Below are 24,198 nucleotides of genomic sequence, written 5' to 3'. Positions count from 1 at the left end.
GCCTTGCAAAGACCCTGCAAAGGCGTAGGCTCAACCCATCGACGGCCAGGACGAAAAAGGGCGGCCGCGACTGGAAGAGCAGGCCGATCATTGGTCTGGATAACTTTCGCCCCCCATGTGGAGGCAGAAACATGTATTCATCCATGGCATACCCGACGCTCGATCCGAACGAGCTGGCATTCCTGCAGAAATTCTACGATGACACCCGCGCAGAACAGGGTTTTGCCGGCGACAGTCTCGCAGCACAGGATCTGGCGGCGCGCATCATCCTTTTTTACCAGAAAGGCGCGCGCACCAAAATCGACATCGAGCGCGCACTGACCGCCTGACCGCTGTCCAGACCTGCAAACGTGGCCGCCAGCCTCTTTCAACTGGCGGCTTTTTATTGCGCGAGATCAGCGTTTGGCCTGCAGATCCCGTTCGTCCCGCATAAGGTAGATGCGTGTCAGCACATCGAGATGATCATGCAGCCAGCCGGCCATGGCGACTTCCTGCTCCATGATACGCGACAGCACGTCTTCGGCCTCCGTGTCGCCCAGTTCATCGGCTGCCGCTAAGAGAACCTGATAGCTGGCGATTTCGCCCTGCTCGAAAATATAGGTCGACATGGCGCTCTTGATGATCTCGTCGCCGGCCAGCATGCCGCTGATGCCCTGCGCGGCGGTGCTGAGACGCCCCGCAACGGTGCGGATCAGCGGAGGTCCTGCCGTTCGCTCCAAAAGCCCGCGTAAAAGCTCCTGTTGTGCCTGGGTTTCAACGAGATGGTCCTCCACGCGCGTTTTCAGATCCGGATAATTCTGAATACGCTTGGCCAGACTGCTCAGCATGGTGATCGACTGGCCCTCGGCTGCGAATGCATCGCGAAGCCAAGCATCGAAATGGATTTGGACATGGGTCATCGCTCAACCTTTCCTCTCTGCTTTACGTGCATTTCAATCATGCCGATAACGCAGGCAGGTTTAAGGCGGTTCCCTGTCTCCGGGTTTTGACCGGAACCTTCACGGCCTTTTCCGGGTTTCGAAAGAGACTGCGCAAAACAAGGATCATACCATGCCGCACCCGCAGGAACCGATCGAGCCGCCACCGATGCCACCGCCGGACTGGAAACCGGAACCGCCGCCGATCGACGAGCCGGAGCCCGACCGCCTGCCCGACGAAATGCCGGTTCCCAATCCGGACGAAAACGATGCGCCGCCAATGCATGCAGAGGCTAGAGACGAAAGTGTAATCATCGACGGAACGAAAACACGCTAAGCGTGTTGAGAGACTGTGCCGGCGCTTCCAACCGCGACGGCGCGTCATGGATACCTCCCCGTCTGCCGCTTCCCTCACCCGAGGGAAGCGCCTTTCTTTTTGGGAAGATCGGGCTTTTGGGAAAGATCAGGCGCCGCGGCTGGGAATACGGTTTTCGAGAAAACGGAAACCGGCCACCAGAATACCGGTCAGGATCAGATAGATCAGCGCCAGAAGCAGAAGCGGCTCATAGGTCAGGAACGTGTCCTGACGCACCTTGGAAATCACCGCATAGGTATCCACCACGGTAATGGTGGCCACCAGAGGGGTCGATTTCAGCTGCAACACGGTTTCGCCGTTCAGCGTCGGCAGTGAGCGCTGGATGGCGCGCGGCAGCCAGATGCGGCGGAACATGGTGAAACGGCCCATGCCGAAAGCGCGTGCCGCCTCCAGCTCGCCGCGCGGCACGCCGGCAAAGGCACCACGCATCACTTCGCCCTCATAAGCGGCGAAAGACAACATCAGGGCCGTGAAACCATAAGGCCATGCCTGCCGCAGATAAGGCCACATGAAGGACTGGCGGATTTCCGGAAACTGCGCAAACAGCGAGCCGAGACCGTAATAGAGCAGCCAGAGCTGCAAAAGCAGCGGCGTGCCACGAATGATCGTGCAGAAACCATTGGCCAGCCATTTCAACGGCCTTGGCCCGGTGACCTGCGCAAGACCGAGCGGTACGGCCAGCAGAAACCCGAAAAATGCCGTGGTGAACAGCAGGACCAGCGTTTGCCAGATGCCCGCAATCAGGCGGTCCTGATACTTTGGCAGCCAGTCCCAGCGCATGTAGATGACGGCACAGGCGAAAATACCGGCAAACACCGCCATCAGGAACAGGCGATGCGGCTCCAGAAGGCTGCGGGCCTTCGGTGGCTTGTAGGCGGGCAGAATGGTGGCTTCATCCTTGATCATGACCTCACGCCTCCCGCACCATGCCACGGCGCGCACGTTTTTCGATCATGCCGATGATGACATTCGAAACGAGCGTGACGGCGAGATAAAGCGCACCGGCGGCAAGGAAAAAGGTCATGTAATGTTTGGTCGAGCCGGCCGCCTGCCGGGTAACCAGCGTCAGTTCCGAAAAACCGACAACGGCCAGCAGCGCCGTATCCTTGGTGGCAATCAGCCAGAGATTTGACAAGCCCGGCACCGCATAGGGCAGCATGGCCGGCAATGTCACGCGGCGCAACGTCAGAAGCGGCGACATGCCGTAAGCGCGTGCCGCCTCGATCTCACCGGCCGGAATGGCCTTGATGGCGCCGCGCAAGACCTCGGTCGAATAGGCGCCCTGCACCACGCCGATGACAAAAATGCCGGCGGCAAGGCCGCTGATATCCATCGACGGCAGGCCGAGCAGATGCATCAGCTGATTCACCAGATCGGTGCCGGCGTAATAAAGCAGCAGGATCAGCACCAGTTCGGGAATGGCGCGCACCAGCGTCGTATAGACTTCCAGCAGATCACGCACGATCGGCCCGCCATAAAGCTTGCCGGACGCACCGCCGATGCCGATGACGAGGCCGAGCAGATAACCGCCGACGGCAAGCTGCAGCGAACTGAAAAGACCGGCCAGCAGAACGCCGCCCCACCCCGGGGGAGAAAGAGCAAGCAGGCTCAGGTCCATGATATTACCGCCATTCCAGGCTCGGCTCCGTCGGGAGGATCAAAAAAACGAACGGTTCCGGCGCGCAGGCGCCGGAACCGCAGGGTATCGGGCAATTACTTGCCGTAGACGTCGAAGTCGAAATAGTTCTTGGAGAACTTCTCGTAGGTACCGTTATCGCGGATCGCCTTGATGGCGGCGTTGAGCTTGCCCTTCAGCTCGTCATCGCCCTTGCGCAGGCCGAAACCGATGCCGGCACCCAGAACGGCCGGATCATCGGCCACATCGCCCTTCTTGTCGCAGCAGGCCTTGCCCTGTTCCGAGTTCAGGAAGGCATCGAGCGTGATCGCATCGGCAAAAACGGCATCGAGGCGGCCGGCAGCCAGATCGTTATTGGCTTCGTCCAGCGTCTGGTATTCCTTGATCTCGCTGACCGCATCCTTGAAATGTTTCTGCGCATATTCGGCATGGATGGTGGAGACCTGCACGCCGAGGATCTTGTCCTTCAGACCGGCTGCATCCGCCGTGAAGCTTGCTTCCTTCGGGCCGGCAAGCGATGCGGGCGTGTTGTAATATTTGTCGGAGAAATCGATCGTCTTCAGGCGCTCGTCGGTGATCGACATGGACGACAGGATCGTGTCGATCTTCTTGCTGGTCAGCGCCGGAATGAGACCATCCCAGGCGATCGGCGTGATTTCGCATTCCAGCTTGGCTTCGGCGCAGACGGCATTCATCAGGTCGACTTCCCAGCCGACCCACTTGCCGCTGGCATCCGGCGAGGTGAAAGGCGGATAGGGTTCAGCGGCAACGCCCATCTTGATCGGTGCGGCAGATGCGGCGCCGACGGAGGCTACGCCAACCAGCGCTGCGAGCGCCACGGTTTTCAAAATGCTCTTCATGATATGTCCCCTTGTTTCAGTACTGTTGTTTCAATGCAGGTTTTTTGATGCTTCAATGAATGGAGCTGATGAATTTCTTCAGCCGCTCCGATTTCGGATCTTCGAAAATAGCCTGTGGGCTACCCTGCTCCTCGATGATGCCGCCATGCAGGAACACCACATGGCTTGCCACCTGGCGGGCAAACTTCATTTCGTGAGTCACGAGGATCATCGTGCGTTTTTCGCGCGCCAGATCGCCGATGACGGTGAGAACCTCGCCCACCAGTTCCGGGTCAAGCGCCGAGGTCGGTTCGTCAAACAGCATCACCAGAGGCTGGATGGCGAGCGCACGCGCAATCGCCGCACGCTGCTGCTGGCCGCCGGACATGAAGGCCGGATAGGCATTGCGCTTTTCATAAAGCCCGACGCGCTTGAGCAACGTCTCGGCCACGGCAATAGCCTCGTCGCGCGGCTGTTTCAGCACATGTACCGGCACTTCGATGACATTCTGCAGCACCGTCATGTGCTGCCAGAGATTGAAACTCTGGAACACCATGCCGAGCTGGCTGCGGATGCGCTGCACCTGACGGCGGTTGGCAGGCATCAGGCCGCCGTCACCATCGGGCTTCATCTGGATTTCTTCGCCATGCACCGTGACCGAACCCGCGCTCGGCAATTCCAGCATGTTGATGCAACGCAGAAGCGTCGACTTGCCGGAACCCGAACCGCCGATAATGGCGATCACGTCACCCTGATTGGCCGTCAGGGACACACCCTTCAGAACCTCAAGCGGGCCAAACCGCTTGTGGAGGTCTTTGACCTCGATGGCTTGCGCCGTATCACTCATTCACACCGTCACCGCCGGGCTTATCCTTTGCCCGATCTGCTGTTTTGACTTGTTCCCCCAGCGCATATCTCTGGACCACACCGCTGGTATTGCAGCCCTATTTTGATGCAACTTTTGCACTTGTCCAAAAATTACTCAAGCGTATAATAAGGTTTGAGCATGGCCCTGCGGGGCTTTCGCGCCATCCACAGATGATCCACCCACACATTTCCAGGGGTTATTAGATGAGTGATTACGGTTGCCAGGCCATGTCGGAGCGGCTTTTGCGGGTCGTCATGCGTCGACCGGGAAAGAGCCTTCTCGCCGCCGATGCGGCAAAGTGGCACTACGGCCCGACTTTCGACGCAGCCAAGGCCATCGAACAGCACAAGGTGTTCGCGAGCCTTGTGGAAAAGTCCGGCACGGAAGTTCTGTGGATCGAGGACGACGGCGATGGACTGGCCGACGCCATGTTCACCCACGACCCGTCGCTGATGACCGACAAGGGTGCCGTGATCCTGCGCATGGGCAAGCCGCTCAGATCAGCAGAGCCCGACCTGCACGAAAAGACCTATCGCGATGCCGGCATCCCGATCCTTGGCCGCATCGAAGCGCCGGGTACGGTGGAAGGTGGCGATTGTATCTGGGTGGATCACGAAACCCTGGCGATCGGCCGCGGCGTGCGCTCCAATCAGTCCGGTATCGAGCAGATGCAGGCCATCCTTGGCAATATCGGCGTCACCGTTCTCGGTTTCGACCTGCCGCTCTGGCAGGGCGAGGAAGCCTGCCTGCACCTAATGTCGGTGATGAGCCCGCTTGCGCCGAAACTGGCGCTGGTGCACGCACCGCTCATGCCGGCCGCCTTCTATATGCTGCTGCGCGAGCGTGGTTACACGCTGATCCACGCGCCGGAAGCGGATTTTGCGGAAAGCAACGGCCTCAACCTCAACGTTTTGCCGGTCACACCCAACCATGTCATCATGGTCAGTGGTTTCCCGGCCACCAAGGCGGCGATGGAAGCGCATGGTTGCACGGTGGAAACCTTTGAGGCAGATGCATTGTGCATCGCCTGCGAAGGCGGGCCGACCTGCCTGACCCGACCGATCTTGAGGGAGAAAACTCCCGCCTAAGGAGACAGAGTGAGCCGACGGACCTTTCACCGGGCAAGCGAAGCGGAGCGGCGTGAGGACCTCATCGCCGCAACGCTCGACTGTATCGCCGAATTCGGCATACAGGGCGCAACCGTGCGCCAGATCGCCGCCCGCGCCGGCGTCACCGGTGGCCTGATCCGCCACTATTTCGAGAGCAAGGACCAGATGATGCAGGCCGCTTATCGCGAGATGATGGCGGCCATGACGTCAGGCTCGATCGAGGCAGCCAACAGTGCGGGCACCGCAAAACAGCGGCTCGGCCGTTTCATCGATGCCAACCATTCGGCCACGGTCACCGATCCGCGCATGCTGTCGCTATGGGCGGCGTTTATCGGCCATATTCCGCACGATCCGGTGTTTGCCGCCATCCACCGCGAGCACTATACGGCCATCCTGTCGGCGCTCGAAAACCTGCTGCGCGATTTCTTCGCAGAGAACGGACAGCCGGACGAAATCGCCCGCTGCCGTCACCACACGGTGGCACTGACCGGCCTGCTGGATGGGCTGTGGCTGGAGGCGACTTTGGCCAACGACCTTTTTGCCGAGGGGGAATTGTCCACCCTCGCCTTTCGATCCGTGGAAGCTCTGCTCGGCCTCAAATCCGGCGAACTTTCCCCATCAGAACACACCGCACCGGGCCCGGAAAACCGCTCGGTCATCGCACCAACCGAGAAAGACATTTGATGCGTTACGCCTCCATCACCGACCGCCTCGCCCATCTCGGCTCCGGTCGCTGGGCCCTCCACACCAATGCGCGCCGCATGAAGGCGGCCGGCGAAGACATTATCGAACTGACGATCGGTGAACCGGATGTCGCCCCCGATCAGGCGCTGCTCGATGAAGCCTCGCGCGCCATGTATGCCGGCCGCACCCGTTATTCCAACGGCCGTGGCGAACCGGCGGTGCTGAAGGCGCTGGTCGAAAAGTATTCGAAGCGTCGCGCCGGCGTCAGCGAACGCAATTTCCTCTGCTTCCCCGGCACCCAGACCGCGCTTTACGGTGTGATGACCGGCCTTGTCGAACGCGGCGATGGCGTGCTGGTCGGCGATCCGCTTTACGCGACCTATGAAGGCGTGATCGCCTCCACCGGCGCCCACATGATCCCCGTGCCGCTGCGCCCGGAGAAAAAATTCCACCTGCAGGCCGCCGATCTCGAACGCGCCATCACGCCGGAAGCCCGCGTGCTGCTGCTCAACACGCCGCACAACCCGACCGGCGCAGTGCTGAGCGAGGCCGAGATCGTCGCCATCGGCGAAGTCTGCCGCAAGCACGATCTCTGGATCGTCTCCGACGAAGTCTATGAAGAACTGATTTTCGACGGCGTCAAATTTGCGTCGCCATTCGATATCCCGGAACTGGCCGACCGCACCATCGCCGTCTCGTCGATCTCGAAATCGCATGCCGCACCGGGCTTCCGCAGCGGCTGGGCCGCCGGCCCGGAGGAATTCTGCGAGAAGGTTCTGCCGGTTTCCGAAACCATGCTTTTTGGCGTGCAACCGTTCATTTCGGATATGACGGCGCTGGCGCTTTCAAAACACTTCGATACGGCCGATGTGATGCGCGCCAATTACGCACGCCGTGCCGCCATCGTCGCCAAAAGTTTTGAAGGCAGCAATCTGGTGAAACCGATGATGCCGGAAGGGGGCATGTTCATCCTGCTGGATGTGACCGCCACGGGATTGGGTGGCGAAGAGTTTGCCTGGGAATTGTTGCGCGAGGAGAAGGTGGCGGTGATGCCGGGCACATCCTTCGGCGATCAGGCGGCAGGCTTTTTACGCATTTCGCTGACCGTGCCGGAAGATGTGCTGGCAACCGCGATGGAACGGGTTGCGGCACTGGCGAGCAGGCTGGCGGCAAAGGGTTAAGGCAATACGGCGCGGTTGCGCATGGCGGTGCGGCTTTCTCCCAAAAATCTCCCCCCTTGAGGGGGAGATGTCACCGAAAGGTGACAGAGGGGGGTGAGCAACGGTGCGGCAGAGATTTCCGAAGCGGCCTTGGCGCCAGAACCACCCCCCTCTGTCCTGCCGGACATCTCCCCCTCAAGGGGGGAGATCGGCTGGGCGCCCCCCACCGTTCCACATGCGATAGCCCTGCCTCTCAAGGGGGGAGATCATTGGGAGCAAGCTGCACCGTCCTCAATCCACGATCAACAACGTTGAGGCCCCTACTCCGCCTCATCCCCCCGACGCCTTGCCTCGCGTTCCACCGGATCGTCATCCATGTCGATCTCGTAAGGCGCAACATACCCGCCGGAATCCCCGGCATCGACGATGTGGCTGACATGACCCGCCGGCCGATCGCCCTCGAATTCCTTCTTGGCGCGACGAAGATCCGCCGTGATCGGGTCACGGGCGTGATGCGGCGCCTCGCCGGTACCGCACGAGCGGGCGATATTCGGTTGGCTGCTGCCGAACTTTCGGGCTTCGTGATTGTCGCTTCCGGTACGATCCTGCATGACGGTTCCTCCTGCCGTTTGCCGCAGGATAACACTGTCCAGAAATCTTCGTTCCGAAAAAGATCAAATACCGAGATAACGATCCTGCAGGTCGGATGTCAGCGCCTGCGGCTGGCCCGACCACACACTGCGACCGTTTTCGAGAATGACGCAACGATCCGCCATCGGCAGCAGTTCCGACAGCGTCTTGTCGATAACGAGAATGGACAGTCCGTCCTCTTTCAGCGACCGGATCGCCCGCCAGATATCCTGGCGGATGACGGGGGCCAGTCCCTCGGTCGCCTCGTCCAGTATCAGCAGGCGCGGATTGGTCATCAGCGCGCGGCCGATCGCCAGCATCTGCTGTTCGCCGCCCGACAGCGACCTTGCCATCTGCGCATGCCGTTCATCGAGACGCGGAAAGAGGTCATTGACCCGTTTTAGCGTCCAAGCACCCGGACGTGCGGCAGCGACGAGATTTTCATGTACGGTGAGGTTCTGGAAACAACGCCTGCCTTCCGGCACCAGCCCGAGCCCCAGCCGCGCCACCTTGTGCGGCGGCAGTTTTGCGGTGGCCTGACCGGCAAAAGCGATATGACCGGATTTCGGCGGCATGAGATTGCAGATCGACTTGATCGTGGTCGATTTGCCCATGCCGTTGCGGCCCATCAGCGCCACAACCTCGCCTTCCGCGACGGACAGATCGACACCAAAAAGCGCCTGGCTGCTGCCGTAAAAGGTGGTGATGTCCTGAACCTCGAGCAGCATCAGGCGTGATCTCCGAGATAGGCGGTGCGCACGGCAGGATCTCGACGGATTTCCTCCACCGTGCCGGTGGCGATGACGCGGCCATAAACCAGCACGGAAATGCGATCGGCGAGCGCGAACACCGCATCCATGTCGTGTTCTACCAACAGGATCGGCGCTTCGTGGCGAAGGGTATCGAGAAAGCCGGTCAGCCGCTTGGAGCCTTCCGGCCCCATGCCCGCCATCGGTTCATCGAGCAGAAAAGCCTTCGATCCAAGTGCCAAGGCGATGGCGATTTCCAGCTGGCGACGTTCGCCATGCGACAGTTCCGCCGCCGGAATTTTTGCACGGCCGGCAAGGCCAACGCGCTCCAGCATGGCCCTCGCCTGATCGATCAGCCCACGGTCACGCATCACCGGCCTGAAGAAACGAAAACTCGATCCGGCCCTCGCCTGCACCGCCAGCATGACATTGCGCAGCGCGGAAAATTCCGGTGCCAGCGACGACACCTGAAACGTCCGCCCCAGCCCGAGCCGCGCCCGTTCGGCGACGCCCAGACGGCCGATATCCTGACCGGCAAAGTGGATCGTGCCGCTATCCTGTTTCTGCGTGCCGCAGATCTGGTGGATCAGCGTCGATTTGCCGGCACCATTGGGGCCGATCAGCGCATGAACTTCGCCCGAACGCAGGTCGAGTGTCACGCCATCACTGGCCCGTAGAGCGCCAAACGTCTTGACGAGATCGGTAATTTCCAGAACCGGACTTTCAGTCATGACGCGCCTTTCCGGCCAGAAGCCCGATCAGCCCGCCACGCGCAAACAGCACGACACCTAGCAGGATCAGCCCGAGAAAGAACTGCCAGCGTTCGGTCAAACCGCCGAGCGCGAATTCGAAGATGACGTAAAGCATCGCCCCCGCCACAGGACCGAACAGACGACCGGTACCGCCGAGAATGATCAGCACGATCAACTCGCCCGACATGTGCCAGGAGAGCATGGATGGGCTGACGAACTTGTTCAGATCCGCATAAAGCGCGCCGGCGAGCCCCGTCATCATCGCCGAGACGACGAAGGCCGCCAGCCTTATGCCATAGGGCGAGATACCCACCGCCGCCACCCGCACCTCGTTCTGCCTTGCTGCCTGCAATGCAGCGCCGAAACGCGAGCCACGCAGCAGGGCGAACAGGCCGATACAGGCGATCAGCACGCCGTAACAGAGCAGAAAGAAGCTCAAGGGCAGCATGGTGTTGATGCCCGGAAACTGGTTGCGCACCAGAATGGAGAGCCCGTCCTCGCCACCATAGGCCGGCCAGGAAATGGCGAAATAATAGATCATCTGCGCAAAGGCGAGCGTGATCATGATGAAATAGACGCCTGAAGTGCGCAGGCTGATCGCACCGATCGCCAGACCTGCAAGGCCGCAGGCGATGACGGCAAAAATCCAGATTACCGGCATCTGGTTGCTGCCTTCGAAACCGAACATCATCGGTTCGCCGGAAAAGACGTGGCTTGCCAGAATGCCGGCCGCATAACCGCCGATGCCGAAAAACACGGCATGGCCGAAGGACACCAGTCCGCCGAGACCGAGCGCGATATTGAGGCCGGTGGCGGCGAGCGCCAGAACGGCGATGCGGGTGGCGAGCGTGACGGTGAACGGCTGCCCCATCTGGCTGGCCGCGACCGGCACGACCAGCAGCAACAGCGCCAGAACGAGATTGATGATGTTTTCGCGTGAAAGAGCCATGCCGGTCATGCCTTTGCCGGAAAAAGGCCGCGCGGGCGAAACGCCAGAACCAGCGCCATGACGATATAGATCAGCATCGCCGCCAGCGATGCACCAACCGTACCGGCAGTCGAAGCCGGCAGGATCAGGCCGAGCAGAGACGGCAGCAGAAAGCGCCCGAGTGTATCGGTCAACCCGACGATAAGCGCTCCGACCAGCGCCCCCTTGATCGAACCGATACCGCCGATGACGATGACCACGAAAGCGAGGATCAGCACCGGTTCCCCCATGCCGACCTGCACCGATTGCAACGCACCGACCAGCGCACCGGCAAGCCCTGCCAGTGCAGAGCCGAGCGCGAAAACGACGGTATAAAGCGTGCGGATATCGACACCGAGTGCGGCGATCATTTCGCGGTCGCTTTCACCGGCGCGGATGCGCATGCCGAGCCGGGTTTTCGAGATCAGCAGGTAGAGGCCAAAAGCCACCAGCGCGCCGACGCCGATAATCGCAAGGCGATAGAGCGGATAGGCCTCGATGCCCGGCAGCGGCACGGCGCCGGACAGAAGCGGCGGAATATCGAGATAGAGCGGGAACGAGCCGAACAGCCAGCGCGCGCCTTCGGAAAAAATCAGGATCAGCGCAAAGGTGGCCAGCACCTGATCGAGATGGTCGCGGTCATAAAGCCTTCGAATGACCAGAAACTCGACGATGGCCCCGGCTGCCGCCGCACAGACGAGGCTTGCCGCCAGCCCGAGCCAGAACGAACCGGTAGCAGCCGCCACGACCGCGCAGGCGAAGGCGCCAACCATGTAAAGCGAACCATGGGCGAGATTGATCAGGCCCATAACGCCAAAGATCAGCGTCAGCCCGGCCGCCATGAGAAACAACATGACGCCGAGCTGCAGGCCATTGAGCAGCTGCTCGAGGGCAAGAGACAGGATCACCAAAAATCCTTACATCTTGCAGTCTTTGGCATAGGCATCACCGTGATCGGTGAAGATCTTTGACACCGTCTTGTTGGTCAGCACGCCATCTTCCTTCACCACTTCCGTGACATAGATGTCCTGGATCGGGTGCAGGTTGGTGTTGAACTTGAATTTTCCACGCGGCGACTGGATGTCGGCGGCCTTCATCGCTTCACCAAATGCCTTGGCATCCTTGACGCTGGCCTTGGAGGCGGCCGACAGGATCAGCTGCGCCGCATCATAGGCCTGTACGGCGTAAAGCGAAGGCAAGCGGCCATATTCCTTCTGGAAGGCAGGCACGAATTTCTTGTTCGCCTCGTTGTCGAGGTCCTTTACCCACTGGCCGGACGCTTTCACGCCAAGTGCTGCATCACCGATCGCCGGCAGCACATCCTGGCTGAAGGAGAAACCCGGTCCCATGATCGGCGTTTTGACGCCAGACTGGGCATATTGTTTCATAAAGGAAATACCCATGCCGCCGGGCAGGAAGGCAAACACGGCATCGGCACCGGACGCGCGGATCTGGGCGATTTCGGCGGCATAATCGGTCTGGCCGACCTTGGTGTAAACTTCGGCTGCCAGTTCACCCTTGTAATAACGCTTGAAGCCGGTCAGCGAGTCTTTGCCGGCCGGATAGTTCGGCGCCATGATAAAAATCTTCTTGTAGTCCTTGTTGGCATATTCGCCCATGGCTTCATGAAGATTGTCGTTCTGGTAGGCGGCATTGAAATAGAGCGGATTGCACTTTGCACCCGCAAGCGCCGCCGGCGCGGCATTGGTGGAAACGTAGAATTTTCCCTGCGCATTGGCAGAGGGAGCAACCGCCATCAGCAGGTTCGACCAGACGATACCCGTCAAAATATCCACCTGATCGCTCTGGATCATCTTGTCGGCGATCTGCACGGCCAGTTCCGGCTTCTGCGCGTCATCCTCGGTGATGACGGTGATGTCCTTGTTGCCCGCTTCCTTGATGGCCAGCATGAAACCGTCACGCGTATCGACACCGAGGCCCGCGCCACCGCCTGACAGCGTGGTGATCAGGCCGATCTTGATCGGCTCGGCAACCGCAAGCGAGGAAACGCTGAGGCTGAGCGCCAGCGTGGCGGCGGACAGGAAGGTCTTCATGGCATGCTCCCGTTGGTTCGACTGTTCCATGGTCTTGTGGCCGCCGGCATTCTGTGTCCGGGCTGGCTTTTTTCTTCCCTTCTCACAGTTGGAACAAAACTTCCACATGCCAGATCCGCCTTTTGCGTTTCAGACCCCGCAGGCAGTCGTTTTTACAAGGCTTTGCTCTCCACGAGAGGCAAAACCGGGCACCCGTTTCGCTCAAGGCAAGCCGTTTACACTTTTGCGTTATAAAGAGTTGCGGAAGCCCGCATCCCGCTTGTTGTAATGGAATGATTGCATGGCGCAGATAACCGAGAGCGAAAGCCAACTCGCCCAGCTTGAAATAGACCCGTCGCATTTCGGTTTTCTGGCTCAGTTGCGGATGATGCTCGGCGCCTTCTGGAACACGAAGATCAAGGCTCGCATCGTTACGCTCGCCATCGCGCTCCTCGTCATCATCCTTGCCACCACCTACGCGCAATATCGCCTCAACAGCTGGAACGCCCCGTTCTACGACAGCCTGCAGCGCCGCGATCTCGATGCTTTCCTGATCCAGCTGGAAGTGTTTGCAGTCATTGCCGGCGTGTTGCTGGTGCTGAACGTCATTCAGGCCTTTCTCAACCAGATGATGGCGCTTTCCATGCGCGAGGGCCTGACGCGGGATCTGATCGACCAGTGGATGAAGGCCGGGCGAGCCATGAAACTCGCCAACTTCGGATCGATCGGCGTCAACCCGGACCAGCGCCTGCATGAGGATGCCCGCAATCTGGCGGAAATCACCACGTCGCTGTCGATCGGTCTCGTCAGCTCGTCGATCCTGCTGGTCTCCTTTATCGGCGTGCTCTGGGAAATTTCGGCGGATTTCGCCTTCAATCTTTATGGTCACCATATCGCCATTCCGGGCTACATGGTCTGGGCAGCGCTGATCTATGCCGGCACCGCCTCGCTGCTCAGCAGTTTTGTCGGCCGCAACCTGCCGGATATCAATGCCGAGCGTTATTCCAAGGAAGCCGAACTGCGCTTCTCGCTGATGCATGCGAATGAAAACCTCGCCTCCATCACGCTCGCACGCGGCGAAGGCAGCGAACGCGGCCAGATCCAGAATGCGGTCTCGACGGTTCTCGCCGTCATCTGGCGGCAGGCGATCGCCATCACCAACCTCACCTGGGTCTCCTCCGGTTTTGGCTGGCTGACGCTGGTGGCGCCGATCCTGATCGCCTCGCCGGTCTATTTCAACGGCATGTTGTCCTTCGGCTGGCTGATGGTGGCGGTCGGCGCGTTCACGCAGGTCAATGCAGCCTTGCGCTGGTATATCGACAACTTTCGCCAGATCGCCGACTGGAAGGCAGCACTCTACCGCGTCTCCACCTTCCGCAAGGCGCTGCTGGAAATGGACAAGCCCGATATCGCCGAAACCGATCTGGCGCAGAGTTTTGGCGAGGACCAGAAAATGGTCCTGCGTGACCTGTCGATCCTGCCCGGACCGCCCGGCACACCCACCGATCGCGGCCTGAAAATCCCCGAGGCAGAAATCATCATCACCCCCGGCGAGCGCGTCATGGTCAACGGCGATGCCAGTGTCAACCGGCACCTTCTGTTCCAGGCCATGGCCGGCCTTTGGGCCTGGGGCAAGGGCGAGATCCTCATGCCGCCGCAGGACGATATCCTGTTCATGCCGCAGAAACGCTATTTCCCGGATACGCCCTTGCGGGCGGCTGTCGCTTATCCACGCGACCCGTCAGGTTTTGACGATGCAACAATCACCGACGCGTTGAAGCGCGCAGGACTGGAACGGCTGGCGAGCGACCTCGACCGGCACGAGCGCTGGGACCGGGTGCTGGAAGAGGACGATCAGGCCCGCCTGCGATTGGCCAACGTGTTGCTGACGGCACCAAAATGGCTGGTTCTCGATGATGCGCTGGAAGGGCTGGAACCGGAAACGCAGGGAGAGATTTTGAAGGTGATGGACGAGCTGAAGGACAGCGCCATCATCTATATCGGCCGCCAGGAACTTTTTCAGGAAGTCATGAAGTCACGGGCGATCCATTTGCAGCCGGTGTGAGGGGTTGGGTCATTTGCGTGTGGAATTGGACGGTTCCTCCAGCCGATCTCCCCCCTTGAGGGGGAGATCATCGGGAGCAAGCGGCACCGGCTCAATTCCTTATGCGACTGGGCTGGTCACCCAAAAACTCAATCCAGCAACGCCCGCATCTGCGCCGCCAGTTCCCGCGCCGTATAAGGTTTCTTCAACCATGCCGAATGTTCGGCAAATTGCTGCAACGCCACTTCCGGCTCCGCAAAACCTGACGTGAACAGTACCTTGATATCCGGCCGGCGCTTGCGCACTTCCTGCGCCAGCTTGTCACCCGACATGCCGGGCATGGCGACATCGGTAAACAGCAGCACGATGTCCGGATTGTTGGCGAGAATTTCCAGCGCCTCCACGCCACCACCGGCCTGATGCACGGTGTAACCGGCCGTTTCCAGCCGCGCGACCGCAATGCGGCGCACGCGCGCATCGTCTTCCACGACAAGCACCGGCTCCCTGCCGCCGACGATGACGGGCTGATCAGCCATGCTTGCGCCTTCCTCGACCGCCGCCGTCTGGCGCGTCACCGAAGGCAGAAACACACGCAGGCTTGTCCCCTGACCGAGTTCGCTTTCGAGCTGGATATGGCCGCCCGACTGGCGCACGAAACCATAAACCATGCTGAGGCCCAGCCCCGTTCCGCCGCCGCCATGCTTGGTTGTGAAGAAGGGCTCGAAGGCACGCACCTTCACATCCTCGCTCATGCCCATGCCGGTATCGGTGACCGCGATCAGCACATATTCGCCGGCGCGCATTTCCGGGTACATCTGCGCATAATCCTGATCGAGATAAACGCGGCTGACCTCGATCGACAACTCTCCGCCTTCCGGCATGGCGTCGCGGGCGTTCAGCGTCAGGTTCAAAAGCACGTTCTGCAATTGCGGCCCGTCGACCAGCGCCTCGTTGGCGCCGCCCGTCACAACGGTGCGCAACTCGATGCGATCACCGATCGTACGGCGGATCAGCTCCGAAAAACTGGCGATCATCTGGCCGAGATCGGTGAGTTTCGGGTTAAGCGGCTGCTTGCGGCCGAATGCCAATAGCTGACCGGTCAGCTTGGCTCCATCATCGGTAGCGCCCTGCGCCTCGCGCAGCAGAACCTGCACCTTGGGATCGGTCACCTTGGCCTCCGCGATTTCCAGATTGCCGCTGATGATGGTGAGCAGGTTGTTGAAATCGTGGGCGAGACCGCCGGTCAGCTGGCCGATCGCCTCCATCTTCTGCGCCTGGCGCAGCTCTTCCTCGATCTTGTGACGGCTGGTGAGGTCGCGCACGAAACCGGTGAACACACGCTTGCCGTTCGACACCGCCTCGCCGACCGCCAGTTCCATCGGAAATGTCGTGCCGTCCTTACGCAGGCCCTTGACCACCCGGCCGATGCCGATGATGCGGCGATGGCCGGTGGCGAGATATTTGCCGATGTAACGGTCGTGGTTTTCACGGTCCGGGTTCGGCATCAGCATGGAAACGTTGCGGCCCTCGACCTCGCTCGCCTCGTATCCGAACAGGTCTTCGGCGGCGGAACTGAACGAGGTGATGATGCCGAGTTCGTCGATGACGACCATGGCTTCAGGCACGGTCTGGAGGATGGAACGGAAATGTGCCTCGCGCGCTGCCAGATCCTCGCGGATCGAGGCTGCGGCATCGAAATCCTCGTTGACCTGCATGATCAGCGGCGGCTGGCCATTTTCCCCTGGCAGGTGCAGCCAGCGGCTCAGCACCGAAATCGGATGACCATCACGATGGCGATAGACGAGATTGCCCTTCCAGCGTCCATACATGCGGATGACGGCATCGATCTCGGGGATCGACAGGGTTTCCTCAGGCGCCAGAATATCGGTCAGCGTACGGCCAACCGCATCCTGCGCGGACCAGCCGAACAGCCTGCCGCTGCCGGTGCTCCAGTTGCGGATCACGCCATCGGCATCGTGCACGACGACGTGGAGGGGATCGAGTGCAGACAATTTGAGGGCGAGGTCGCCCTCGCCCTTGTCGATGATTTGGTCGTCCATGCCGTATCCCAATCCTGGCCCTTAATGCGGCCAGATCGCCTGCCGCATCTTCGGCTCGCGGTCGATCGTATCTTCGTAACTATCGCCATCACCGCAGAGCGCAAGCAGTTTTCCCGGTTTGCAGATCGCAAAATCGTGGCGACCTTCAGGGCTGATGACGCCGCGCGCGACCAGCTTGGTGATGGTGCGCGAAACCGTTTCGATGGTGAGGCCGAGATAATCGGCCATGTCGAGGCGGCTCATCGGCAAATGAATGCGGCGGCCGATCGGGTGGCAGCCATGCAGGCGGCGGGCGAGCAGCATCAGGAAGGTGGCGACACGTTCTTCGGCGCTCTTGCGCGACAGAAGCACCATCTGGTCCTGGGCGGTTGCCATTTCGTCACAAACGCGGGCAAAGAACTGCGGGCGCAGGTCCGGCCATTTTTCCAGCGCTTCGGCAAAAGGCTTGCGGGCCAGGCGACGCAGGCGAACCGGAGTAACAGCTTCGGCGCTGTAGAGATACCGATCCTTCAGCGACAGACCGACAAGGTCACCGGCATAAAGGAAGCCGGTGATGACGCGGCGGCCGTCCGCAATGATCTTGAAGACACGAAGCACACCTTCCGAGACCTTGAAGACATGGTCTGCCTGATCGCCTTCCCAGAAGACGCCTTCACCGGCTTCGAAAGATTCACGCGGTACCGCACAAAAAAGCTCTTCAAGCCGTTCCGGCTGCGGAGCGAGCCTTGCTGCGTTTAAGTGTTTTGCTTCAGCACTATATGCAACCGACAGCATCGCGAAATCCCCTGAAACCCAATAGCATTTGACAGGTTCTCTTTTGCTGCGTCGCGGTGACACGTTGATGCCGTGCATGTTACCGTGCGTTAAATCGTGTGACGGTGTGTAACAGAGACTTTGAGTCGGGCTGCGAATGGCAAAGATCGAAAAACGTGCGGACCATATCCTGATCGTGGATGACGAGGCGAGAATTCGCCAAATGGTCGCACGCTACTTCGAGGATGAGGGGTTCGTCGTGCACGGCGCCGCAGATGGCACGGGTATGCGCAAGCTGATGGCAGAACATACGATCGACCTGATCCTGCTCGATCTCGTTCTGCCGCAGAGCGAGGACGGGCTGACACTGGCGCGCGAAATCCGCACCACATCGGACATCCCGATCATCATGTTGACCGGCCGCGACGACGTACTCGACCGCATTGTCGGGCTGGAAGTCGGCGCCGACGATTACATGGCCAAGCCGTTTCACCTGCGCGAAGTGCTTGCCCGCGTGCGCAGTATTCTTCGTCGTCGCCGTCCGGCGGAACTGCATGCGGCGGAACCATCCGATGCCATCGTATTCGACGGCTGGAAGCTGGAGCAGTCACGCCGCCGCCTGCTCGATCCGACGGGTCAGGAAGTGGAACTGACCACCGGCGAATTCGACATGCTGACCGTGCTTGCCCGCAATGCCGGCCGCGTTCTTACCCGTGAAGTTCTGATGAACCAGACGCGCGGGCGCGATCTCGACGTGTTCGACCGTTCGATCGACGCCCAGGTGGCGCGGCTGCGCAAGAAGATTGAAGTTGATCCGGCCAAGCCACACCTGATCCGTTCGGTGCGCGGTGTCGGTTACATGTTTGCCGGTGCCATGTCGCCGGAGACGAGGTCCTGACCCCCGTCTCCGGCGATAGCATCAGCGCAGCGTCTCGATGACGGGCGTTTCCAGAAGCTTGCCGGTGATGACGTCTGCGACGCCCCGGTCAGTCTGGTGAGGCCCGGCATTACAGGCGAGCGTTGCGCCGAAGCATGCCTTGAAAACGAGATAGGGCGGCTGCCATTCAACGATCGTGTCCATGGCGGAACGAACGGCCGCAAACCCTTCCGCGATCTCCGCCAGCGGTGCATCGGACACCAGTCCCGACAGCGGCAGCGGCAGAATGGCGATCACCTTGCCTTCAGATGCAACGGCCAGACCGCCACCGGCTTCGATCACCGCATTGGCGGCAACCGCCATATCGGCGGCATTACCGCCGAACACGGTGAGGTTATGGCTGTCGTGAGCGACTGTGGTCGCAAACGCGCCGCGCCAATTGCCCCAGCTGCCGAGGAAACCGACCTTGGTCGAGGTTTCGGCAATACCGTGGCGGTGTGTAACGGCGATCATCGTCGTGCCTTCGGGCGGCACGACGTAACCGTCGACGACATCGGCTTCGGCTTCCGCCCATTGCGTGAAGCGTGGGCGGTCGATAACGGCCAGTTTCACCCGCGAACCATTCGAGGCAACGCGGAAATCGTTTTCAGACAGAGCCGAAAGCTTGACGGAATCCGTCAGTGGTCCCGTGTCGATCAGCGGCGTTGCCAACATCATGCGGCCTGCCTGCGCCACCTCCGTGCCGCTCGCAAACACATGACGGGCACGAAAATCGACAATATCCTCGAAGATGACGATATCGGCGCGGCGACCGGCAGCGATCAGGCCGAGATCGGCGCGATCGAGACGGTTGGAGGCATTGATGGTGGCAGCCTTCAGCGCCCATTCCGGCTTCATGCCGTAACGCACCAGACGGCGCACGACATCATCCAGACCGCCCGCCTTCAGGAGATCGTCGGGAAATACGTCATCGGTGCAAAGCGTCACGGATGACGGCAGATGGCCGAGCGTGTTCAGGGCTTCGACGAATTCCGGCAGCAGATGATCGTGCGAACCGCGCAATTCGATCGTCAGGCCCGCCCGTAGCTTTTCCATGAGGTCGGCCGCGGAGGTCAGCTCGTGATCGGAGGTGACGCCTGCGACCATGAAGGCGGCCAGATCACCGCCGGTGAGGCCACGCGCATGGCCGCAGACCAGCTTTTCCGACGTCAGGGCGGCCTGCATGATGGCGGCCATGCGCGGTTCGCGGCTGATCACGTCGCGCATGTTCATGACTTCGGCCAGCCCGCCGATCTTCGGCCAGAGCAGCAGTTCCTCGATCACCGAAGCATCGAAATCCGCACCTGCGGTCTCGAAACCCGGCGCCGAGGGCACGCAGGATGGCGCCAGCACGACGGAGCGCAGCGGCAGTTGCTTGATCGCCTCCACGGCCCAGCGGACGCCATCGACGCCGTGGACATTGCCGAATTCATGCGGATCCCAAACGATGGTGGTGACACCACGTGGCATGACCGAGGCGGCGTAAGTGGCCGGCGTCACCATCGAGCTTTCGATATGCATGTGCATGTCGATCAGGCCCGGCGTGATGAAAGCGCCGGTGGCGTCAATGATCTCGTCCGCATCCGCGCGGCTGCCCGGCGCATGCACGCTGGCGATGATCGGGCCGACGATGCCGATATCGGCAGGGCGGCGCTCTTGCGTCATCACGTCGACCAGCGTGCCGCCGGTGATCAGGATGTCGAACGACGCATCACCACGGGCGGCTGCAATGGCGCGGCTGCGCAGGGCGGGATCGGTGAATTTGTGGACGTTGATGATGATGTCGTTCAACGGCTTCCCTCCAGTCGCAATGTTTCCAGAATGATCGACCGCGCAGGGTCGACCGCAATAGTGGCCGCATAGGCGGCGTTGAATTCAGCCTTGCCGGATCGCGTTTCCACGACGGTGCGACCGCGCGTGAAAGTGCCGGCCAGTTCGGCATCAATGCGCGCAGGGCGCCATCCGACAAGGTTTTCGTCGATAAAGGCGACGGCCGCGACGGCATCGTAAAGTGCCATGGCGGGGCGGCCACGGCTGGTGGCAATGGCGATGAAACCGTCGAGCAGATCGGCGATGAGAGCCGCATTACGCCCGCCTGCCGCACGAACCGGCGCGACATCCGAAGGCGTTGCCAGAACCTGACGGCAGAGATCGAGATCGACCATCCGGAACGGAATGCCGTGCGAAAGAACGATGGCAATCGCTTCAGGATCGGCAAAGGCGTTGAACTCGGCCGACGCCGTGTGATTGCCGGCCGTGACCGCCCCACCCATCCAGACAAGATCGGTGATACGCGCGGCAAGATCGGGCCTTGCCAGCGCAACAGCTGCGATATTGGTGAGTGGGCCAAGCGCCAGAATACGTTTCGGCCCCTCGCCTTCCAGCCAGCGGCACAGGGCTTCGAAGGCATCGCCCATGGCGGGCACGGCAACATCCGGCAGGCGTTGGCCGGCAGTCGGCATGCCATGATCGCTGAGGATGGATGTGGCCGTTTCGAGTTTGCCCAGAACCGGCAGGGCGCGTCCCGAATAGACCGGAAACCGCCAGCCAAAAGCCTGCACAGCGCCGGCCGCATTGCGCTTCACCCGGTCAAGCGGCGCATTGCCGAGTACCAGCGATATACCGTCGATGGAAAATTCAGGCCGCGAACGGGCTGCGGCATCGACCACCATGATGGCGGCGATGTCGTCAAAACCCATATCGGTATCGATCCACACACCCATGCGCCTGCTCCGCCCTTACCCGAACGTGCTAAGCTGTGCAGCCGTACCGACCGGCAGATCGAAAGCCAGTTCGGCACCCAGTTCATGCGGCGGCAGGGCAGCATCGACTTCGGCCTTGATGGGCCCAAGTGGCGTATCGAGCAGGTATTCGCGGCTGTTGCCGGCAAAGGATGCACCGCGCACGGTTCCCTGGAAAGGACCTGAGCCCAGGGTTACCATGCGCGGCCGCCAGGCCAGTCCCGCCGCTATCGGGACTGGTCCGGAAAGTTCGACCGGACCCTTGGGGGTCTTCAGTCGTCCGTCTGAAAGTTCGAAGATATTCTCGAAGCCAACGAAGTCTGCAACGAAGGCGGAAGTGGGGCGGTTATAGATATCTTCCGGTGATCCTATCTGTTCTATAGCACCACGCTTCATCACAACAATGCGATCAGCCAAAGAAAGTGCCTCTCCCTGATCGTGTGTGACAAAAATCATCGTCACGCCGGTTTCCTTCTGCACGCGCTGCAGTTCGGAGCGCATGTCGAGGCGCAGGCGGGCATCGAGGTTGGACAGCGGCTCGTCGAGCAGGAGAACCTTTGGTTCCATCACCATCGAGCGGGCCAAAGCGACGCGCTGCTGCTGGCCGCCCGAAAGTTCGCCCGGCTTGCGATCGGCATAATCGGAGAGGCCGACGGAGGTGATGCCGGCACGCACGCGCTTGTCGAGTTCGGCCGCCGGCGTCTTTTTCAAACGCAGACCGAAGGCGACGTTTTCATACACCGACAGATGCGGAAACAGCGCGTAGGACTGGAACATCAGGCCGACATTGCGCTTGTTGGCCGAAACGCGGGTGATATCCGCTCCATCCAGCTTCACATGGCCGGAAGCGGGCGAGAGCAGGCCGGCGATTGCGCGCATGGTCGTGGTCTTGCCGCAGCCCGATGGCCCGAGAAAAGCGACGAGTTCGCCCTTGCCGATGGTGAGGTTCAGGTCCTTGACGGCAACGGTGTCACCGTAGGCAAGCGTCAGGTTTTCGAGGGTGAGGAAATTTGGATCAGACATAACGGGAGAACCCCAGAAAACGTTCGGCGAGGAAAACGATGCCGATGGACATGAAGGCGAGCAGCGCGGAGAGGGCTGCGACGGAGGGGTCGAAGACGATTTCCATATAGGCGATCATGTCGACCGGCAGTGTGCGCACACCGGGACCCGAAAGAAACAGCGAGACCGGCACCTGATTGAACGAGGTGACGAAACCGAGAATGAAGGCCGACATGATGCCGCCGCGGATGTTCGGCAGCACGACACGGAAGAAGGCACCGAGACGCGACGAGCCGAGCAGCACCGCCGCTTCCTCGATATCGGAGCGCAGGTTGCCGAGGCTGGCCGAGACGACACGCACCGCATAGGGCAGGATCAATGCCGTATGCGCCAGAAACAGCGCCAGCGTGATGCCGACCTGAAACGGTACGACGATGTAACGCAGGAGCGACAGACCGACGATGATGCCGGGCACGATGATCGGCGCGGAGACGATGGTGCGGATGGTTTCCGCCCCCGGCAGCTTGTAGCGCGACAGCGCGTAGGAGGCAGGAATGCCGAGGATCAGGGCCGCAAGCGTGCCGCCGATGGCGAGAAACATCGACATGTAGAAACTGTCGCGGAAACTTTCGACGGTGAAGACCTTGGCGATCCAGCGCAGAGAAAAGCCCTGCGGCGGAAAGGCCAGTGTTTCGCCGGCCGAAAACGAGGCGGCGACGATGATCAGGAACGGGCCGATCAGGAAGGTGATGACCAGGCCGAGCGTGATCGGGATGAAAAGGTTACGGGCCATCATTGTGCGGTCCCCTTGGTATTGCGCATTGTCTTGTTGCGCGCGGTGGCGACACGTTTCAGCAGAATGTTGGCGGCAAAGCTCATGACGATGAGGATCAGCGCGATGACGCTGGCGGCGACAAAGTTGTTCGAAACCGTCACCTGTTGGTACAGCAGCGTTTCCAGCATCAGCACCTTGGAGCCACCGAGAATGGCAGGCGTGATATAGGCGGTGAGGCAGCCGGTGAAGACCAGCGTGCCACCGATGACGACACCTTCCTTGGTGAGCGGCAGGATGACCTTCCAGAACACCTGGAACCAGTTGGCACCCAGCACGCGGGCCGCCGGAATGGCATCCTTCGGCATGTTTTCAAGCGCCGAGATCAGCGAGATGATCATCAGCGGCAGGAAAAGCTGCAACAGGCCGATGAAGATGGCGGTTTCCGAAAACAGGATGCGCAACGGCGCTTCACTGATACCCAGCGCCTGAAACGCCTGATTGACGATGCCGGTGCGGCCGAGAATGACGATCCAGGCATAGGTACGCGCGACCGGCGAAATCATCAGCGGCAGCACGATGAGGCCAGTAACCTTGCCCTTTTTGCCCGGTTCAAGGCTGACGATGGCGAATGCCGCCGCATAACCGATGACCGCCGCCACGATGGTGACAAGCACACCGAGCTTCAGCGTGCGCAGGAAGACCGCCTGATTGAGCGAGCTGGAGAAAAATTCGGTATAGGCCGAAATCGTCCAGCCGCCGCCGGGCGCCCTGAAACCATCGGAGAGGAGGATCACCACCGGCGCAATGAAGACCGCTGCTGCGAACAGCGCGGCCGGCAATGCCAGTGCGAGGGCCTCGGCCCTGTTTTGGAACATATTTTGTCTTTCTTCGGTGTCGTTCGATATCTGCCGTCGCAAATGAGGCCCGCCCCTCATCCGCCTACCGGCACCTTCTCCCCGCAAGCGGGGGAAGATATTTGTCAATGCGTTGCCCCAGCCGATCTCCCCCCTTGAGGGGGAGATGTCCGGCAGGACAGAGGGGGGTGATCCTGGCGCTAAAGCGCTTTCGCCCCGTCTGCCGCACCGTTGTTTCCCCCCCTCTGTCACCTTTCGGTGACATCTCCCCCTCAAGGGGGGAGATCGAAGGGAGCAAGCGGCACCAGCTCAATTCCATATGCGATTGCCTCC

The 24,198-nt window shown here is 60.8% G+C and carries 24 protein-coding genes and 1 pseudogene; 7 read left to right on the top strand and 18 right to left on the bottom strand.

The genetic code is table 11. From position 1 onward, the window contains the following. Window positions 1-131 precede the first annotated feature (131 nt). A complete protein-coding gene (locus J2T09_RS03330) occupies window positions 132-329 on the top strand; it encodes a hypothetical protein (RefSeq protein ID WP_306831074.1) in 198 nt (65 codons plus the stop codon). A gap of 66 nt (window positions 330-395) precedes the next feature. Here the strand turns inward: J2T09_RS03330 and J2T09_RS03325 are convergent, their stop codons facing one another. After that, entirely contained in the window at window positions 396-899 is a 504-nt protein-coding gene (locus J2T09_RS03325; RefSeq protein ID WP_306831071.1) for a ferritin-like domain-containing protein, read from the bottom strand. Between the two features lie 151 nt (window positions 900-1,050). On the opposite strand from J2T09_RS03325, the gene J2T09_RS03320 reads away from it, so the two are divergent. Next, window positions 1,051-1,254 (top strand): hypothetical protein, encoded by a 204-nt coding sequence (locus J2T09_RS03320; protein ID WP_306831070.1) that lies wholly within the window; start codon window positions 1,051-1,053, stop codon window positions 1,252-1,254. A gap of 126 nt (window positions 1,255-1,380) precedes the next feature. Here the strand turns inward: J2T09_RS03320 and J2T09_RS03315 are convergent, their stop codons facing one another. From J2T09_RS03315 to J2T09_RS03300, 4 genes are all read right to left on the bottom strand, one after another. Next, complete coding sequence (locus J2T09_RS03315) at window positions 1,381-2,196, bottom strand: ABC transporter permease (RefSeq protein ID WP_373458371.1); 816 nt, start codon at window positions 2,194-2,196, stop codon at window positions 1,381-1,383. Window positions 2,197-2,203: 7 nt separating this feature from the next. Further along, window positions 2,204-2,911 carry an ABC transporter permease gene (locus tag J2T09_RS03310; RefSeq protein WP_306831065.1) on the bottom strand — a complete coding sequence of 236 codons (708 nt, stop codon included), beginning with the start codon at window positions 2,909-2,911 and terminating at the stop codon, window positions 2,204-2,206. Between the two features lie 95 nt (window positions 2,912-3,006). Then, window positions 3,007-3,789, bottom strand: coding sequence for a transporter substrate-binding domain-containing protein (locus tag J2T09_RS03305; protein WP_306831063.1), 783 nt, complete (start codon window positions 3,787-3,789; stop codon window positions 3,007-3,009). A gap of 52 nt (window positions 3,790-3,841) precedes the next feature. Further along, on the bottom strand, window positions 3,842-4,615 hold the full coding sequence (locus J2T09_RS03300; protein WP_306831061.1) for an ABC transporter ATP-binding protein: 774 nt from the start codon (window positions 4,613-4,615) through the stop codon (window positions 3,842-3,844). Window positions 4,616-4,839: 224 nt separating this feature from the next. On the opposite strand from J2T09_RS03300, the pseudogene J2T09_RS03295 reads away from it, so the two are divergent. From J2T09_RS03295 to J2T09_RS03285, 3 genes and pseudogenes are all read left to right on the top strand, one after another. Beyond that, window positions 4,840-5,544, top strand: a pseudogene (locus tag J2T09_RS03295) (dimethylarginine dimethylaminohydrolase family protein); the annotation flags it as partial. Between the two features lie 189 nt (window positions 5,545-5,733). After that, window positions 5,734-6,429: a TetR/AcrR family transcriptional regulator gene (locus J2T09_RS03290; RefSeq protein ID WP_306831058.1), complete on the top strand. Its 696-nt coding sequence runs from the start codon at window positions 5,734-5,736 to the stop codon at window positions 6,427-6,429. Continuing rightward, entirely contained in the window at window positions 6,429-7,610 is a 1,182-nt protein-coding gene (locus tag J2T09_RS03285; protein WP_306831055.1) for a pyridoxal phosphate-dependent aminotransferase, read from the top strand. The genes J2T09_RS03290 and J2T09_RS03285 overlap by 1 nt, the downstream gene beginning before the upstream one ends. Before the next feature lie 299 nt (window positions 7,611-7,909). Here the strand turns inward: J2T09_RS03285 and J2T09_RS03280 are convergent, their stop codons facing one another. The 6 genes from J2T09_RS03280 to J2T09_RS03255 form a co-directional block, all read right to left on the bottom strand. Next, complete coding sequence (locus J2T09_RS03280) at window positions 7,910-8,200, bottom strand: hypothetical protein (RefSeq protein ID WP_306831053.1); 291 nt, start codon at window positions 8,198-8,200, stop codon at window positions 7,910-7,912. A 63-nt stretch (window positions 8,201-8,263) separates the two neighbouring features. Next, a complete protein-coding gene (locus J2T09_RS03275) occupies window positions 8,264-8,950 on the bottom strand; it encodes an ABC transporter ATP-binding protein (protein WP_306831659.1) in 687 nt (228 codons plus the stop codon). Continuing rightward, window positions 8,947-9,699 (bottom strand): ABC transporter ATP-binding protein, encoded by a 753-nt coding sequence (locus J2T09_RS03270; RefSeq protein WP_306831051.1) that lies wholly within the window; start codon window positions 9,697-9,699, stop codon window positions 8,947-8,949. Before J2T09_RS03270 ends, J2T09_RS03275 begins: the two co-directional genes overlap by 4 nt. Next, window positions 9,692-10,669, bottom strand: coding sequence for a branched-chain amino acid ABC transporter permease (locus tag J2T09_RS03265; protein WP_306831049.1), 978 nt, complete (start codon window positions 10,667-10,669; stop codon window positions 9,692-9,694). The genes J2T09_RS03270 and J2T09_RS03265 overlap by 8 nt, the downstream gene beginning before the upstream one ends. A gap of 5 nt (window positions 10,670-10,674) precedes the next feature. After that, window positions 10,675-11,595 carry a branched-chain amino acid ABC transporter permease gene (locus J2T09_RS03260; RefSeq protein ID WP_306831046.1) on the bottom strand — a complete coding sequence of 307 codons (921 nt, stop codon included), beginning with the start codon at window positions 11,593-11,595 and terminating at the stop codon, window positions 10,675-10,677. A gap of 9 nt (window positions 11,596-11,604) precedes the next feature. Continuing rightward, window positions 11,605-12,741, bottom strand: coding sequence for an ABC transporter substrate-binding protein (locus tag J2T09_RS03255; RefSeq protein ID WP_306831044.1), 1,137 nt, complete (start codon window positions 12,739-12,741; stop codon window positions 11,605-11,607). A 280-nt stretch (window positions 12,742-13,021) separates the two neighbouring features. On the opposite strand from J2T09_RS03255, the gene J2T09_RS03250 reads away from it, so the two are divergent. After that, complete coding sequence (locus J2T09_RS03250; RefSeq protein ID WP_306831042.1) at window positions 13,022-14,785, top strand: ABC transporter ATP-binding protein/permease; 1,764 nt, start codon at window positions 13,022-13,024, stop codon at window positions 14,783-14,785. 128 nt (window positions 14,786-14,913) lie between these two features. Here the strand turns inward: J2T09_RS03250 and J2T09_RS03245 are convergent, their stop codons facing one another. Together J2T09_RS03245 and J2T09_RS03240 are read right to left on the bottom strand one after the other, a co-directional pair. Further along, complete coding sequence (locus tag J2T09_RS03245; RefSeq protein WP_306831039.1) at window positions 14,914-16,824, bottom strand: hybrid sensor histidine kinase/response regulator; 1,911 nt, start codon at window positions 16,822-16,824, stop codon at window positions 14,914-14,916. Window positions 16,825-16,845: 21 nt separating this feature from the next. Then, complete coding sequence (locus tag J2T09_RS03240; RefSeq protein WP_306831037.1) at window positions 16,846-17,598, bottom strand: Crp/Fnr family transcriptional regulator; 753 nt, start codon at window positions 17,596-17,598, stop codon at window positions 16,846-16,848. A 136-nt stretch (window positions 17,599-17,734) separates the two neighbouring features. On the opposite strand from J2T09_RS03240, the gene J2T09_RS03235 reads away from it, so the two are divergent. Next, complete coding sequence (locus J2T09_RS03235; protein WP_306831036.1) at window positions 17,735-18,475, top strand: response regulator; 741 nt, start codon at window positions 17,735-17,737, stop codon at window positions 18,473-18,475. 21 nt (window positions 18,476-18,496) lie between these two features. On the opposite strand, the gene J2T09_RS03230 is transcribed toward J2T09_RS03235, so the two are convergent. Genes J2T09_RS03230 through J2T09_RS03210 form a run of 5 tightly spaced genes read right to left on the bottom strand, consistent with a single transcriptional unit; the run spans window position 18,497 to window position 23,886 of the window. Continuing rightward, window positions 18,497-20,284 (bottom strand): adenine deaminase, encoded by a 1,788-nt coding sequence (locus J2T09_RS03230; RefSeq protein ID WP_306831034.1) that lies wholly within the window; start codon window positions 20,282-20,284, stop codon window positions 18,497-18,499. Beyond that, complete coding sequence (locus tag J2T09_RS03225; RefSeq protein ID WP_306831032.1) at window positions 20,281-21,216, bottom strand: nucleoside hydrolase; 936 nt, start codon at window positions 21,214-21,216, stop codon at window positions 20,281-20,283. The genes J2T09_RS03230 and J2T09_RS03225 overlap by 4 nt, the downstream gene beginning before the upstream one ends. Before the next feature lie 15 nt (window positions 21,217-21,231). After that, window positions 21,232-22,257 carry an ABC transporter ATP-binding protein gene (locus J2T09_RS03220; protein ID WP_306831030.1) on the bottom strand — a complete coding sequence of 342 codons (1,026 nt, stop codon included), beginning with the start codon at window positions 22,255-22,257 and terminating at the stop codon, window positions 21,232-21,234. After that, window positions 22,250-23,029, bottom strand: coding sequence for an ABC transporter permease (locus J2T09_RS03215; RefSeq protein ID WP_306831657.1), 780 nt, complete (start codon window positions 23,027-23,029; stop codon window positions 22,250-22,252). Before J2T09_RS03215 ends, J2T09_RS03220 begins: the two co-directional genes overlap by 8 nt. Next, complete coding sequence (locus J2T09_RS03210; protein ID WP_306831028.1) at window positions 23,029-23,886, bottom strand: ABC transporter permease; 858 nt, start codon at window positions 23,884-23,886, stop codon at window positions 23,029-23,031. Before J2T09_RS03210 ends, J2T09_RS03215 begins: the two co-directional genes overlap by 1 nt. Between the last annotated feature and the right edge of the window lie 312 nt (window positions 23,887-24,198).

The organism is Neorhizobium huautlense (assembly GCF_030811685.1).
Classification (GTDB): Bacteria; Pseudomonadota; Alphaproteobacteria; order Rhizobiales; family Rhizobiaceae; genus Neorhizobium; species Neorhizobium huautlense_A.
This window is presented reverse-complemented; position numbering and strand designations above follow the sequence as displayed.

Bases quoted from the DNA above. Each gene is read 5' to 3' on its own strand.
- J2T09_RS03310 (WP_306831065.1), bottom strand. From the start codon at position 2,911: ATGGACCTGAGCCTGCTTGCTCTTTCTCCCCCGGGGTGGGGCGGCGTT.
- J2T09_RS03300 (WP_306831061.1), bottom strand. From the start codon at position 4,615: ATGAGTGATACGGCGCAAGCCATCGAGGTCAAAGACCTCCACAAGCGG.
- J2T09_RS03265 (WP_306831049.1), bottom strand. From the start codon at position 10,669: ATGGCTCTTTCACGCGAAAACATCATCAATCTCGTTCTGGCGCTGTTG.
- J2T09_RS03225 (WP_306831032.1), bottom strand. From the start codon at position 21,216: ATGGGTGTGTGGATCGATACCGATATGGGTTTTGACGACATCGCCGCC.
- J2T09_RS03245 (WP_306831039.1), bottom strand. From the start codon at position 16,824: ATGGACGACCAAATCATCGACAAGGGCGAGGGCGACCTCGCCCTCAAA.
- J2T09_RS03325 (WP_306831071.1), bottom strand. From the start codon at position 899: ATGACCCATGTCCAAATCCATTTCGATGCTTGGCTTCGCGATGCATTC.
- J2T09_RS03215 (WP_306831657.1), bottom strand. From the start codon at position 23,029: ATGGCCCGTAACCTTTTCATCCCGATCACGCTCGGCCTGGTCATCACC.
- J2T09_RS03210 (WP_306831028.1), bottom strand. From the start codon at position 23,886: ATGTTCCAAAACAGGGCCGAGGCCCTCGCACTGGCATTGCCGGCCGCG.
- J2T09_RS03305 (WP_306831063.1), bottom strand. From the start codon at position 3,789: ATGAAGAGCATTTTGAAAACCGTGGCGCTCGCAGCGCTGGTTGGCGTA.
- J2T09_RS03240 (WP_306831037.1), bottom strand. From the start codon at position 17,598: ATGCTGTCGGTTGCATATAGTGCTGAAGCAAAACACTTAAACGCAGCA.
- J2T09_RS03320 (WP_306831070.1), top strand. From the start codon at position 1,051: ATGCCGCACCCGCAGGAACCGATCGAGCCGCCACCGATGCCACCGCCG.
- J2T09_RS03330 (WP_306831074.1), top strand. From the start codon at position 132: ATGTATTCATCCATGGCATACCCGACGCTCGATCCGAACGAGCTGGCA.
- J2T09_RS03235 (WP_306831036.1), top strand. From the start codon at position 17,735: ATGGCAAAGATCGAAAAACGTGCGGACCATATCCTGATCGTGGATGAC.
- J2T09_RS03220 (WP_306831030.1), bottom strand. From the start codon at position 22,257: ATGTCTGATCCAAATTTCCTCACCCTCGAAAACCTGACGCTTGCCTAC.
- J2T09_RS03255 (WP_306831044.1), bottom strand. From the start codon at position 12,741: ATGAAGACCTTCCTGTCCGCCGCCACGCTGGCGCTCAGCCTCAGCGTT.
- J2T09_RS03285 (WP_306831055.1), top strand. From the start codon at position 6,429: ATGCGTTACGCCTCCATCACCGACCGCCTCGCCCATCTCGGCTCCGGT.
- J2T09_RS03270 (WP_306831051.1), bottom strand. From the start codon at position 9,699: ATGACTGAAAGTCCGGTTCTGGAAATTACCGATCTCGTCAAGACGTTT.
- J2T09_RS03280 (WP_306831053.1), bottom strand. From the start codon at position 8,200: ATGCAGGATCGTACCGGAAGCGACAATCACGAAGCCCGAAAGTTCGGC.
- J2T09_RS03250 (WP_306831042.1), top strand. From the start codon at position 13,022: ATGGCGCAGATAACCGAGAGCGAAAGCCAACTCGCCCAGCTTGAAATA.